Here is a 13,594-nt window from a genome sequence, read left to right on the forward strand (position 1 = left end):
TGGTGGGTATAGTGGATAATAAAACAAAAATAATTTCAATTGCAGCTGTTTCGGGGGAGAGCTAGTATGTTAAAACTAACAAAGAAACCATTTTTGAAAAAGGCCTACCTGCATTGTTTCTGAGGAATAAGAGGGTGAGCCATAATTAAACGAAACTGAATGAATCTAGAAAAATTGTAACTAAAGTATGCATCAAAAATGTATTGAAAGGGATGAATAGTCCTTTATAGATTATTCCATATATAGCAAAACTGGTTAGCTTCTGATTTAAGCGCTACTAAATGATTATTATTAATAGAGTTATTCGTATACATTCTGTTCTTTTGGATGTTAAGTACCGTATAATTCACATCGTTTCGTTCATTTGAAAATGTTGATTCATTTAATAGTGTGAGTGTCGAGTTAATGTTGTATTTATCAATTCGCTCTTTTTTTCCTTTGAAAAACAGTTTGATAAGATGTGGCTCATTATTAATGAATAAGCCAAGTTCAGGTGATGAACGGACGATTAAATCATCTGATTTCCAATGTGATTTACCTGGATCAAACCAAGAGATGTCTTTATTTTTAATGAATTTTTTGTATTGCTTTATGACATCAATGTAGTTTTGTTTTTTTTTCTGATCAACCGTTTGTACTAATGTTTCGAAATATTCAAAAGGTAGTTTGTTTTGATGAAATTTAATAACAGTTTCTCGTAATTGTTTCCAGTAATCAAAAGCTGGTTGATATTCAGGTTGGGATTTTAGATTTTTTATAAAGGTTGTTTTAGCTGTACTACCTTTCAGTGTGAAGTCTAAAAATTGTGTAAGCCCTACTTTAATTTCTGTCATATTACATCCCCTTCCAAACATTATTCATTTAATAATAGACGAAAAATCCGACATTTTTAAAGAAATGAGCTAGATGCTAGAAAATCCAATGTCCATGCACAATAGATACGGGAAAGCCAATCCGTAAGTATAAATGATGGACCATTCAATTGAAGATACATTAGGTAATAGGATTTTACCAGGTGATAGGTTATTAATATAATCAGATAGTGAGCTGATTTTAAAAGATAACAATATAGATTATTTAGCTTGGATTTGAGAAAAAAAGTACATGGGAATAAAGAGGGATATAGGGAAATTGGCCCTCATCAAAAAATATAAGTTGGTATCAGTATACCGTAGAGAATGAGTGTATAGAACATACAAGTAAAAGTATTGGCTAGCACACTTAAAATAAGCCGTATAAAAAGTTAATCATTGGTGCTTTGATTATATAACGTCTGCGAAATAAATAGTGTGAAGGACAGCTATTCTAACAAGTATTTTATGTAACGTTCGTATATTTAAATTTTTTTGTAATTAATCGAATTCTAATTTTTTAGAAACGGATAATGAGGTATGGGTGGTGCTCTTTTTATTGAATAAAATGAGTTTATTTTTCGGAATTTCCTTACAATATAAAAATTAAAATTTTATTTGTTGTTAAGAAAATATATGAGGAAAATAAAAAAAGAGGGCTAATGCCCTCTTTTTCTTTTAATTTGGTAATTAATCACAGATTGGTATCCCAAGTACTCTTAGAGCTAATGCTACTTGAAGGGAAATCTCTAATCTAGCAATTTCAATACCAGCTACTGAAAGAACTAAAAAAGGTTGTCCGTTTACAAATACAACGCAACTATCCATAGTTAAGCCTCCTTTCTAGTAATCTACTATAGTATATGAGTAGAACTTTAAAGTGTAATAGTTCAATTGTTGGATTTAATAGAATTAATAGATTAACCCATTTAAACTAAACAAACGAACACAACGAAAGGAAACAGAGATGGATGTATGCCTCAAAAAACATAGGTTTTAAGACATGTAATGGGATATGAAATTTATCATATTGGTCAGCTATCTATATGGGCGAGAGAGTTAAACTTGCAACCAGTTTCAGCAAATTTGCTTGGAAGAGGATGATAGAATTAAAAACCGACTTGCATCTCAAGCGCAAGTCGGTTTTATATATATAAGAAGATTTCTTAATTGAAATCCTCGGATTTTTTCTGACGTATATGTAAAAACATTAAGGTGGTAATGATTAAAAAAATCATTATAGTTTGTATAATTAAATTTTTAAACTGAAGCAATATTGTCCAAGATGTAAGGGCGTCTTTAAAAGCTTGGAGTGCAGAGTACGAGGAAGGATCAAAACCATACTGGAGCAACTTTTTTGTTTCAATAAATGAAATGTTTTCTTCATCTGCATCTAATATTACTGAAATTAGTCTAGTATCTCCAAGTTTTGCTGTACTGACAAAACTATAATTACCGTTAGTTGAAAAACTAGTTTGTAAGCCATCAACACCTTGAAGTTTAATGTTTTCATTAAGGGAATATATCATTTTATTCGTATTGAAAACCTGGGAATCTTTGAAGGTAAATTGGTAAGAGGTTAGTTTCGTAATATTCAATACATCTGGAAAATCTTTTACTAATCGTGCTGCTAGTTTAGCTGCGTCTATCGCTGTTGTAGTTGATTGTTTATTTGTATTATTATTAATTCCAGTAGAGTTTAGAAATGGAGATGGTTGTAATAACTTTAGTTCTTTTGCTTTTTTATTCATTAATACTGTAAAGTTATCTTCATTTCCAGCAATGTGTTCTGCTAGAGCGAGTGCAGAACGATTATTCCCTGCCAGTAGCAATGCATGAAGTAAATCACGAACCGTTGTTTTATCATTCGATGTTACTTGTATAGGGCTTGTTTCTACTCGGAAAACTTCGTTACTTATTTGTACGAAGTCATCTAACTGTATCTTTTTATCATTTAGTTGCTCCAATACGATATATTCTGTCATTAATTTAGATAAAGCAGCTGATTGTACTGGGGTTTCTTCATTTTTTTTATAAACAATTTCACCTGAATTAGCATTTATTAAAATAGCTGATTTAGCTTGAATAATCGGACCATTTACATAAAGATAAAAATATAAAACGATAAGAGCAGTAATAAAAAAAGATAATAATAAAATAGCAAATTTCTTTAAGAATTGCATAAGCGATCCTCCTATTATGACATCAATAATAGTATTGTAAAAAGGAATGCTTAATTAGGAAGAAAGAAAAGGTAAAGAATTTCTAAAGAATTATAAAGGATTATTAAATTTAGGGTAATTATGGAAAAAGTTCAATTTCTTATATGGTAAGAAATTGAACTTTTTATTTGTAATATTAACATTTGTATGGGAGTAGTTTTACAGTGAATGTTGTTTTTTCGTCATCACTATATACTTCAATTGTTCCTTTATGCAATTCGACTATACTTTTTGCAATTGCTAATCCAAGTCCAGATCCACCAGTGTTTGTAGAGCGAGATTTCTCAACGCGATAAAAACGTTCAAAAATATGAGGTAAATCCGTACTAGGAATAGGTTGTCCGTAATTTGTTATATCAATTGTAATCATATTATTACTTTCATAAGCAGTAAGGTCAATATAGCGACCTTCGCTTCCATAAGCGATAGCGTTTATAATAAGATTTTCAAACACACGCACTAATTTGTCACCATCAGCTAATACCATGAGCTTTTGAGACGGGAAAGAAGGCCGACATTCTATATTAGCTTCTTGAACCTGTATGCGGAATTGAACAGTTAATTGTCCAAGTAACTCTACAATATCAATAGGAACAGAATACAAGCTTAATTCTTTATTTTGAACACGTGTATATTCGAACAAGTCATTCATTAATGCATTAAGACGAGTTACTTTATCGTAAATGACTTGAATATAGTATCGCAATTCCACTTCATCTCTATAATTATCATGATGGATTAAATTTACGTATCCAACTATAGAAGTAAGGGGAGTGCGTAAGTCATGTGATACATTTGTAATAAGTTCACTTTTTGCTTGTTCCGCTTGTCTTTCTTCATCAATTGAGACTTTTAATTGTTCAACAATTTCATTGACCCCGATTGCTAATTCTTCTAGATAATTATGATTTACAATAGAAACTTTATGATTGAAGTTTCCATTTGCAATATAACGAATTTCTTCTATCATTTTTTTTATACAAGTTTCATAATAAAGTTTTTTCTCGTGACGATAAAAAATGTAAAGATAGGATGAAAAAATAGAAAATAAAAACAAATAAGATACAATCATCATCCATAAAGACTCTTTAATCCCTTTATACTTTTCATAACCAAAAATTCGAATGAATTCTTTACCGAGTTCGGTTAGAGTAAGTGAACTTTCAATTACACTCGTAACGAGGCGATAAATAATTAGTTCAGTAATAGGAGTGAGTGTGATAGCTAATAAAAGCCAAAAAATAAGTTTCCATTTAGGAATATCTTTTAATATATCAAATGCTTCATTTCTCAATTTTATAGCCAACTCCCCAAACAGTATGAATAAATTTTTCTCCATTTATTACTGTTTCAAGTTTATCTCGTAAGTTGCTAATATGGACCATTACCGTCTTATTTGAACCATAACCATCTTCATTCCAAACGCGTTCGAAAATTTCTTCTGAACTAAATACTCTTCCTGTATTACTCGCAAGTAAATATAAAATATCGAATTCAATAGAGGTTAGTTTAATGTACTCTCCATTTACTTTAACTGTATGATTATGTTTGTGTATTTCAACAGAGCGAATACGAATAATACCATCTTCATTCTTTTGCGAAGTAGCATTTTGGAAAGAGGATCTTCGTAATAAAGCTTTCACTCTAGCTACTAATTCTAATGGATTGAATGGTTTGATCATATAATCATCAGCACCTGTCATAAGGCCTAATATTTTATCCATATCTTCTGCTTTTGCACTAAGCATTAGAATTGGTACAGTATTATTTTCACGCACTTCCTGACAAACTTCTAATCCGTTTCGTTTTGGCATCATAATATCCAAAATCATAAGGTCAACTTCATATGTAGAAACCTTTTGCAATGCTTCATCGCCATCATAAGCTTTATAAATGTTATAGCCTTCATTTCGCAAATAAACAGCAAGTAATTCAACAATTTCTTTATCATCATCAATAATTAATATATTTTTATTCATTGTGTAGTTCCTTTCCTTACAAATCATCAACATTACTATAATATCAAACATTTATGTACTTGTAGCGATGATTCTGTATAAAATTTCATGTAACGTATTAAAAAGGAGTAAAAAGATTAATAACGAATATAAAATAACAAGGATATTTAGATTCTACATTATAATGAAAGTTAGTTATAAGGGGGATTTTCTATGTTATGTAATGATATATATTCATTTACTCCAACTGGAAAAATAGACAATGATATTAAAGCTTTTCTACTAAAATATAATAAAGAGTTTACATATAAACATTCAATTCGTGTGGCAAATGAGGCAAAAAAGATTGCAGAAAAGTTTCACGTAGATAAAGAAAAAGCAGCAATTGCAGGATATTTACATGATATTAGTGGCATTTTTCCAAACGAGGAGCGGATTGCAGTTGCTGAAGAATTTGGTGTAGCAATAGTGGAAGCGGAAAGAAAGTTTCCTATGATTATTCATCAAAAATTATCGAGGGTAATCGCAAAAGAAATATTTAAAATCGAAGATGAAGAGATTTTAAATGCAATTTGTTGCCATACAACGTTGCGTAAACATGCAACGAAGATGGATTTAGTATTATTTGTTGCAGATAAAATAGAATGGGATCAAAAAGGGACACCACCATATTTAATAGAAATAAAAAAAGAATTGGGAAAATCTTTGGAAAAAGCAGCTTTTGTATATATTTCATATTTGTGGGAAAGGAAAGATACATTGAAAGTTATACATCCGTGGCTAGAAGAAGCATATTGGGATTTAAAAAGAATTGTACAGTAGAAAGGACAAGGAAATGCAATTAAAAGAATATATGAATCAAACATTTCCAGGAGTTACATTAGGACCCTACTTATATTCTCAGTGGGAAAATCATTTACATTTTGATTTCGGAAAAGATAAATATCAAATTGTAGAAGGAACCGACGATTTAAATATGGAATACTTTTCTCAACTTTGAAGACATATTTTCAAAAGAAGATGTAGTGTTTGTAGTGACAAATGTTTATAGATTTAAAAAGGAAAACATAAAAACTTCACAGAAAATAAATATATACAATAAATATATTAAGAAAAGAGATTTAAGATTTCATATAAGATAAGAAACGTTACCGTTTTTATTTGAAGATGAAGAAGCAGATTTATCCCGCTATTTGCCGGGCAGTAAGACCCCCCCATTGATTAAAGTTTCACTTTATATTGTACATATCAATTTTCTTTTAAATGTCTTGCGGAAGATATTAAATATGAACCGCTGATACAAGCTGCTAATCATGAGGATTTTTCTGATCTGTATCTTCGATTTGGACGAAAAAAAGAAATCTCTTATCCAGATGTATTTCTCATAAATGCAAAGAAAGATATTGTGATGTTTATGTATGATGATAGAGGATGTGAAGTAATTGCGAAGAATAAAGAAATAATACGAGATTCATATAAGAAATACAAAGAATGGATTCCAGATTATGAACGAGAAAGTATAGATAACTTATTTAAATGACAATAGGGGAAGTGAAGCGTGTAATGAAACGTATTGCAATTGTATCTGCATGGGAACCAGAACTGACGTATTTGCATCAACATTATCCGAGTGAACGTGTTGAAAAAAGAGCAGCTTGGGAATTTCATTTTCATACTATTAATGAGCTGGAAATTATATCAGTTGTTACTGGTGTCGGTAAAGTAAGCTGCGCTAGTTGTGTACAATTGTTAATTAGTGAGTTTCAGCCAGATGAGTTGTTTATGACAGGAATATGCGGAAGTTTATCAAACAAGGTGAAAAACGGTCATATTGTAGTGGCACTAAACGCAATACAACACGATGTTACTGCAGCTGGCTCAGGGGAAGATGTTTTTAATTTATATAACGGTAGAACAGCACCTATTGAAACAACAAAATCACTTGTAAGAAGAATAAAAAAAATACGATCATATGATCCAATACATTTCGGTACATTTTTATCCGGAGATCAACGTATTCGTAGTTCAGAAATGAGATATTTACTCCATACCGTATATGGAGCATTGGCAGTTGATCAAGAAGTAGCAGCTTTCGCCTATGTGTGTCAAATAAATAAAAAACCATTTCTCTGTTTAAAAGCTGCTTCAGATCAAGCAAATGATAAAACGAAAGAAGAACAAAAAATCTTTAAAATGCTAGCATGCGAAAGAGCATGTGAGCATTTAATTGCCTTTTTACGTGTTTATGAGATTAATGTAGTAAATAATAGATAGTTAGAGGGTTTTAACATAAGTAATTGGAGGCATAATTATATTATGATTCAATATAAAAGGTGTAGTGATGTAAATATTGATTTAGTATATGAAGCTTTTAAAGTTGGATTTTCAGATTACATTATTAAAATGGAAGTTTCAAAAGGGGATTTTATACAACGTTTTTTGGGACCAGAAGGTAATTTGCTAGAACATTCTTTTCTTGCTTTAGAAGAAGGCAAACCTGCTGGCGTAATACTAGGTGGTATAAAGGATTATGAAAGTATTAAGACTATGCGCTGTGGAACATTAGCGGTTCATCCTAATTACCGCGGTATTGGTGTGAGTCAAAAATTATTTGAACTGCATAAAGAAGAGGCGATTCAACATGGATGTAAGCAACTTTTTCTCGAAGTCATTGTAGGAAATGACCGAGCGATTCATTTTTATAATAAGTTGGGCTATGAAAAAGTGTACGATCTTTCTTATTATAATTTAAATGATTTGACTAAAATAATGAATAAAGATTGTAAGGATATTGAAGTAAAACAATTAGAATTTCCAACTTTTAAAGATGAAATTCAGAAATGGTTAAACTTCCATATAAATTGGCAAAATGATATTGATTATATCAAAAAAACAAATAATGTATTTTATGGTGCATATGTCGATAATGACTTAAAAGGCTCTCTATGTGTAAATAAACAAGGTAAAATTAGTTTTATTTTCGTAGACAAAGATTATAGAAATATTGGTGTTGGGATGAAATTATTACAAGTAGCAAGAGAAGAATTAAATTTATCAAGTTTATCAATTGGGTTTCCTAACAATAATTTACTGGAAGGTTTTCTTAAGAAATGTGGATTTGAAAAGAATTCTTTAGCGCAATATGAAATGTATTTATTACTCTAAGAGCGGAAAGATTTATTCTTTTCGCTTTTTATTTTGCTGTTATGTTGGTAAATGCTCCGCAACTATAATTTATAATGAGAGGGATTTTGTTTATCCTTAAGTTATTTTTTAAATTGTCAATTTCATGCTAATAATTTTCTTTGTATAATATTCTAATTTTATGTAGAATAGATACGATGGGAGGGGATGAAATGAATAATGGATTAAAGTTTAAGATTTTTGAATTGCATTGTCTCGTTCAAAAGACTTATTCTGATATTAAAATAGCGTGTGATATTGCTATTTATCAAGAAAACACTTCTAAATATTTAATTTCATTAGGATTTTTAAATAAATCATATATGACTTATATAGAAGCAAAAAGATTCTATCGCGAAAATGAAGAGCTTGTAAGTGTAGAATTTGATAATTTCTTTGATATGTATGATAAATTAGAAAACGAATTAAAACAAGTTATTTCAACTGAAGATAAAAATCCTTCATTGTTACATAGCAGACTTGATCAGTTTCAGCAGAAAGTTGAAAATATAAATGACTTAATAAAAGTATTGCAAAATGCTCGTTAATGAATGCTTTTTTCTGTTCGTATAGAAATTATGTATTAAAAACATTTTAGGGATATTACATATTGAAGAGGTGGCTTTTGTAGATTACAAAAGTCATCTTTTTATGTTAGGAATAAATTATATACATTTTAGCAGTTTCATATAAATAATAGAAATTTATACGAGGTAAATATCATGGGAAATAAAAAAGAAATAGCTATAGTTGCATTAACAACAGGATTCGTTTTAACAAGTGTAACACCATATGGAGTAGGGCATGCAGAGGAAACTGGTCAAATGCAAGTTGAAATTCAAGAGGATTCGTTCCGTACAGGTGATCTGACACAACCATCAAAAAAGGCACCAGAGAATGTAGTGAAAGATGCACTTAAGGAAAATACGGAGCATGCTTTGTCTCCAAAACAAGTTAGTGCAGAAACAGGAGTAGATTACAAGGTTCTTCAAAAACGTGGTTCTTATGATGGAACTACACTTGTGCGCATGCAACAAATATATGAAGGAAAAGAAGTATATGGCCACCAGTTGACTGCTCACGTAGATAAAAAAGGTATTATTAAAAGCATTTCAGGAGCTAGCGCACAAAATTTAACACAAGAAGATTTAAAGAAACCTATTAATTTATCAAAAGAAGAAGCAAAACAATATATTTATAAAAAGTACGGAAACGATACTAAATTTATTTCTGAGCCAGAAGTTAAGGCAGTTATTTTTGTTGATGAAAATCATGGGCAGGCTAGCAATGCATATCAAGTTACATTTGCTGCTACAACACCAAATTATGTATCTGGAACTTATTTAGTGAATGCTCATAATGGTGAAATGTTAAAAGATATGGTACAAGAATCAAGTTTGAAAATAAGTGAAGAGTATGTTGAATCCGTTAAGGAAAATAAAACTAGCAATTTTACATCATTAACTGGAACAGGAAAAGATGATTTAGGCGTAACTCGTACATTTGGTATTTCTAAACAGACCAGTGGGAATTATGCGCTTGCTGATTACACAAGAGGACAAGGAATTGAGACATATGATGTAAATTATAGAGATATTACAAATGAAGAAAGTTATTATCCTGGTATACTAGCAACTAGTGTTTCAACAACATTTAATGATCCAAAGGCGGTAAGCGCTCATTTCTTAGCAACAAAGGTATACGATTTTTATAAAGAAAAATATAAGCGTAATAGTTTTGATAATAAAGGAAAAAAAGTAGTTTCAGTTGTACATGCATGGGATTCTGGAGGAACAAATGATCCTGAAAATTGGGAGAATGCATTTAGTACTAATATTAATAACATTAGTATGCTTTTATATGGAGATCCCATGGTAAAAGCGTTCGATATAGCCGGTCATGAATTTACACATGCAGTTACATCAAGTGAATCTAACCTTGAATTTTCAGGAGAATCTGGGGCAATTAACGAGGCATTATCGGATATTATGGGAACGGCTATAGAGAAATACATAAATAATGGGGAATTTAACTGGACAATAGGAGAACAAACTGGATCGACTTTTCGTAATATGAAAAATCCAACTGCAATTAATTTTTCAGAAGGACTACCGTATCCGGATGATTATAGTAAATATAATGATTTAAATGGAGAGGATTATGGAGGCGTTCATTTTAACTCAAGTATTATTAATAAAGTTGCGTATTTAATGGCACAAGGTGGTACTCATAACGGTGTAAATGTAAATGGTATTGGTGAAGATAGAATGTTTGATATTTTCTATTATGCAAATACTGATGAATTAAATATGACTTCTAATTTCTCTGAATTGAAATTGGCATGCCTTAAAGTGGCAACTAATAAATATGGAGCGAACTCAATTGAAGTTCAAGCAGTCCAAAATGCTTTTGATGCGGCAAAAATTACAGGAACGGTGAAAGAGAACGAAAAAACAGCAGAAAACCAAGCTCCAGAGTTAACTGTACCGTTTACGATTACACTACGTGTAGGTGATACGTTTGATCCAATGAGAAATGTAAAAGCTGTTGATAAAGAAGATGGTGATTTAACAAATAAAGTAAAGCATAAAGGCGATGTAGATACTTCAAAACCAGGTACATACATTGTGGAATACATGGTTGTTGATTCTCAAGGGCGGAATGCAACGGCAACACAGACTGTAATTGTAGAGGGAAATGGAGAAACATCAGATTTAGAACCTAAATTAACAGTGCCTGTTGGAGCGACAATTCATGTTGGAGATTCATTTGTTCCAATGGCAGAAGTATTAGCTATCGATAAAGAAGACGGTGATCTCACTTCTAAAATCAAAGTTGATGGTGAAGTAGATACAACTAAAGCCGGTACTTACGTATTAACGTACACGGTTACAGATTCTAAAGGTCATGAAGTAACGGCGAAGCAAACTGTAACGGTCAAAGTTAGAGAAGAAGTTAAAAATGATAAACCAATACTAAAAGTACCTGCTACAACTTCAATTACTGAGGGTGATCAATTTGATCCATTGGTAGGGGTATCAGCTACTGATAAAGAGGACGGTGACCTTATTTCTAAAGTAGCGTATGAAGGAACTATAGATACAACTAAAGCTGGTACTTATGAAATAATATATAGTGTTAGAGATTCCGTGGGTAATGAGGTAAATGCAATACAAAAAGTATTAGTGAAAGATAAAGAAACTAGCAAAGCTAATGGCCTTGCTAATAAGGAAAATAAGAGTAATATCTCAAACAACAGTAATAGCGATAAAAAAGAATATACATATAAGGAGCTTCCAAAGACGGGTGTAAGTACAACTAACAGTGCAGCAATCGGCATATTGATAATTATTGTAGGCACAGTACTCACTTTGGTTCGCAAATTTAGAAAGATACAAAAATAATAGTAGGGATTATTCGTTTGAAGAAAAGAGTTCATTATTCAAAAGAAATAAAGTAGAAAGTAAGTAAAACAAAATATGGATTTTTTACTTAATAAGATTTTAGTAGTTAAGCGGTGCATTTGACTTCTATAAAAATTTGTAGTTGGATCATGTTCTGTCTACAAAACTACATTACATAAAAAACACGTTACTATTCTCATTAAAATAAAAGAATAGTAACGTGTTTTTTGGTTTGGAAAAAGCATAAATCCTATAGTTCATGAATCTGGGAGTGCTTCTAATCTGCCATTGATGAGTTACTGAAAACATTTTGTTTTAATGGAAGTTTCACTCTAAATGACAACATGAGATTTTCGATATTTACCAGGTGTTTCATTGGTGAATTTTTTAAAAATTTTAGTGAAATAACTTTGATCGCTAAAATTAAGCGAAGCGCATATGTCTGATAAAGGATAGGTGGTGAAAGTTAATAATTTCTTTGCTTCTTCGATTCGTTCACGCTGAATGTACTCAATTAATGAAATACCGACTTCTTTTTTAAATAATATAGATAAATAATCTGAATTCACATTTGCAAATTTAGCAAGTTGTTTAACAGATATTGGATTGTAAATATTTTTAAAAATGTAGTTTTTGCAAATAGCAATAGTCTGTGAATGTTGCTGTGTTTTTTGTGCCTTTACACGGTCTGCAAAGGTACAAAAAGCATTTTTTAATAAATCCCAAACAGATTCTTTGTCTTTTAAATCTTCTGTTCTTTGAATATGTAAATCATAAATTTTGTAAGCAATCCCAGATGGAAGTCCCCCTTTTATCGCATATCTAGTAGCGAGCGTGATGGATGAAATACAAATGTTTTTATGACGTCTTAATTGATGGAATGAAGATAAAGATGAAAGAGTCTCTTGTTGGAATTCGTAATAATATTTGAGTACGGTTTCTTTATCCCCTTCTTCTATAGAACTAAGTAGTTGCTGCTCTATATATAAATTATGATAAATGGATTCATCTTTTTGCATTGAAATATATACATCTTCGTTTAAGATGCTGCTATGACTTATATGAAGTGAGTCACTGTTATTTGAAAAGGTGCTTACATCTGAATTTTTTTTATAGAGAATGTTATAGAACAATATCGCTATATTTACAAAGAAATTTTGATCTTTGACTGACAATGAAAAATAATGGTCTCTTGTTCTTTTATAATTTGGAATAAAATTAAGGTTACTATCCGCTTTACTTGTAGAAGAATTCACATGTGTCAAGGGCCCAATAATAACAGTACCGTTCACCATATAATCGCTCTTTATGTGAATTAAAATAAAGTGCCCTAGATATTCGTGAGTTCTGAAGATGGGGGAATTATATGTATCATTTCTCTGAAAAAGCATATGTAACTCTTCTATTTTTGATGTATATAACGAATGTGAATCATTTTTTGATTTAAATTCTAAAAGAATATTTTTGTTACAATCTAAAAAACCAAACTGGAATTTCGCAAAGATTGAAAAAACATATTGCAAATGTACTCTATCTCAACTAGACTGAGTTTTTTAGTCATATTCTTCCTCCTTACAGTTATGCGTAATAGTTAAATAAACATATATTCCTTTTTCATAAGTAGATACGGAAAACCTTTATCAATAAAAAATATAAATAAAAGTTATAAACTTCTAAGAATAATACCATAATTTAACATGAATAGCACATATTATTTGAATATACAAGTAATAGTTTTGGACAGTAACGTAAAATATGAATCGTCAAACTTATTTGTTGGTTATTACTTATATGTATTAAAAAATGATTAAGATTGGATTTTAAATAGGGATAGGAAGTGAGAAATGAATAGATTGACAGTAAGTGACTAGTCGAAATTAGCAGTGAAAGCTATTATGTAACAAATGTAATGATTCTTGAAATAAGGATATACGTGTAATTTAGGGGAGAAAATTACATATATCATGTGGAGAGAC

Annotated in this window: 10 protein-coding genes and 3 pseudogenes; 7 read left to right on the top strand and 6 right to left on the bottom strand. The window is 30.6% G+C overall.

Going from position 1 to position 13,594, the window contains the following annotated elements; genetic code table 11:
• Window positions 1-224: 224 nt before the first annotated feature.
• Together BC_RS12480 and BC_RS12485 are read right to left on the bottom strand one after the other, a co-directional pair.
• The gene (locus BC_RS12480; protein WP_000136052.1) at window positions 225-833 is read right to left on the bottom strand and encodes a hypothetical protein; all 609 of its coding nucleotides are present in this window, start codon (window positions 831-833) and stop codon (window positions 225-227) included.
• A gap of 708 nt (window positions 834-1,541) precedes the next feature.
• Window positions 1,542-1,679 (bottom strand): DUF3956 domain-containing protein, encoded by a 138-nt coding sequence (locus BC_RS12485; RefSeq protein WP_000376554.1) that lies wholly within the window; start codon window positions 1,677-1,679, stop codon window positions 1,542-1,544.
• A 165-nt stretch (window positions 1,680-1,844) separates the two neighbouring features.
• Here BC_RS12485 and BC_RS12490 point away from each other — a divergent pair.
• Window positions 1,845-1,955, top strand: a pseudogene (locus BC_RS12490) (DinB family protein); the annotation flags it as partial.
• 62 nt (window positions 1,956-2,017) lie between these two features.
• Here the strand turns inward: BC_RS12490 and BC_RS12495 are convergent.
• From BC_RS12495 to BC_RS12505, 3 genes are all read right to left on the bottom strand, one after another.
• A complete protein-coding gene (locus tag BC_RS12495) occupies window positions 2,018-3,034 on the bottom strand; it encodes a D-alanyl-D-alanine carboxypeptidase family protein (protein ID WP_001160045.1) in 1,017 nt (338 codons plus the stop codon).
• Between the two features lie 175 nt (window positions 3,035-3,209).
• On the bottom strand, window positions 3,210-4,367 hold the full coding sequence (locus tag BC_RS12500) for a sensor histidine kinase (RefSeq protein ID WP_001243312.1): 1,158 nt from the start codon (window positions 4,365-4,367) through the stop codon (window positions 3,210-3,212).
• A complete protein-coding gene (locus BC_RS12505) occupies window positions 4,357-5,052 on the bottom strand; it encodes a response regulator transcription factor (protein WP_001038807.1) in 696 nt (231 codons plus the stop codon). The genes BC_RS12500 and BC_RS12505 overlap by 11 nt, the downstream gene beginning before the upstream one ends.
• A 192-nt stretch (window positions 5,053-5,244) precedes the next feature.
• On the opposite strand from BC_RS12505, the gene yqeK reads away from it, so the two are divergent.
• The 6 genes and pseudogenes from yqeK to BC_RS12535 all read left to right on the top strand — a co-directional run bounded on the left by yqeK (window position 5,245) and on the right by BC_RS12535 (window position 11,618).
• Window positions 5,245-5,853: a bis(5'-nucleosyl)-tetraphosphatase (symmetrical) YqeK gene (yqeK, locus tag BC_RS12510; RefSeq protein WP_000882440.1), complete on the top strand. Its 609-nt coding sequence runs from the start codon at window positions 5,245-5,247 to the stop codon at window positions 5,851-5,853.
• Between the two features lie 13 nt (window positions 5,854-5,866).
• Window positions 5,867-6,571: pseudogene (locus BC_RS12515) on the top strand (DUF3885 domain-containing protein).
• A complete protein-coding gene (mtnN, locus tag BC_RS12520; RefSeq protein WP_000151939.1) occupies window positions 6,568-7,305 on the top strand; it encodes a 5'-methylthioadenosine/S-adenosylhomocysteine nucleosidase in 738 nt (245 codons plus the stop codon). Before BC_RS12515 ends, mtnN begins: the two are co-directional and overlap by 4 nt.
• A 42-nt stretch (window positions 7,306-7,347) precedes the next feature.
• Complete coding sequence (locus BC_RS12525) at window positions 7,348-8,196, top strand: GNAT family N-acetyltransferase (RefSeq protein ID WP_000617037.1); 849 nt, start codon at window positions 7,348-7,350, stop codon at window positions 8,194-8,196.
• 191 nt (window positions 8,197-8,387) lie between these two features.
• Window positions 8,388-8,762 carry a hypothetical protein gene (locus BC_RS12530; protein WP_001059022.1) on the top strand — a complete coding sequence of 125 codons (375 nt, stop codon included), beginning with the start codon at window positions 8,388-8,390 and terminating at the stop codon, window positions 8,760-8,762.
• A gap of 174 nt (window positions 8,763-8,936) precedes the next feature.
• A complete protein-coding gene (locus BC_RS12535; RefSeq protein ID WP_000527072.1) occupies window positions 8,937-11,618 on the top strand; it encodes a M4 family metallopeptidase in 2,682 nt (893 codons plus the stop codon).
• A gap of 332 nt (window positions 11,619-11,950) precedes the next feature.
• Here the strand turns inward: BC_RS12535 and BC_RS12540 are convergent.
• Window positions 11,951-13,179, bottom strand: a pseudogene (locus BC_RS12540) (helix-turn-helix domain-containing protein).
• Window positions 13,180-13,594: the final 415 nt, after the last annotated feature.

Source organism: Bacillus cereus ATCC 14579, from assembly GCF_000007825.1.
GTDB lineage: Bacteria > Bacillota > Bacilli > Bacillales > Bacillaceae_G > Bacillus_A > Bacillus_A cereus.

Coding starts and splice junctions, on each gene's coding strand:
- BC_RS12480 (WP_000136052.1), bottom strand. CDS start 833: ATGACAGAAATTAAAGTAGGGCTTACACAATTTTTAGACTTCACACTG.
- BC_RS12530 (WP_001059022.1), top strand. CDS start 8,388: ATGAATAATGGATTAAAGTTTAAGATTTTTGAATTGCATTGTCTCGTT.
- BC_RS12525 (WP_000617037.1), top strand. CDS start 7,348: ATGATTCAATATAAAAGGTGTAGTGATGTAAATATTGATTTAGTATAT.
- BC_RS12505 (WP_001038807.1), bottom strand. CDS start 5,052: ATGAATAAAAATATATTAATTATTGATGATGATAAAGAAATTGTTGAA.
- BC_RS12535 (WP_000527072.1), top strand. CDS start 8,937: ATGGGAAATAAAAAAGAAATAGCTATAGTTGCATTAACAACAGGATTC.
- BC_RS12485 (WP_000376554.1), bottom strand. CDS start 1,679: ATGGATAGTTGCGTTGTATTTGTAAACGGACAACCTTTTTTAGTTCTT.
- mtnN (WP_000151939.1), top strand. CDS start 6,568: ATGACAATAGGGGAAGTGAAGCGTGTAATGAAACGTATTGCAATTGTA.
- yqeK (WP_000882440.1), top strand. CDS start 5,245: ATGTTATGTAATGATATATATTCATTTACTCCAACTGGAAAAATAGAC.
- BC_RS12495 (WP_001160045.1), bottom strand. CDS start 3,034: ATGCAATTCTTAAAGAAATTTGCTATTTTATTATTATCTTTTTTTATT.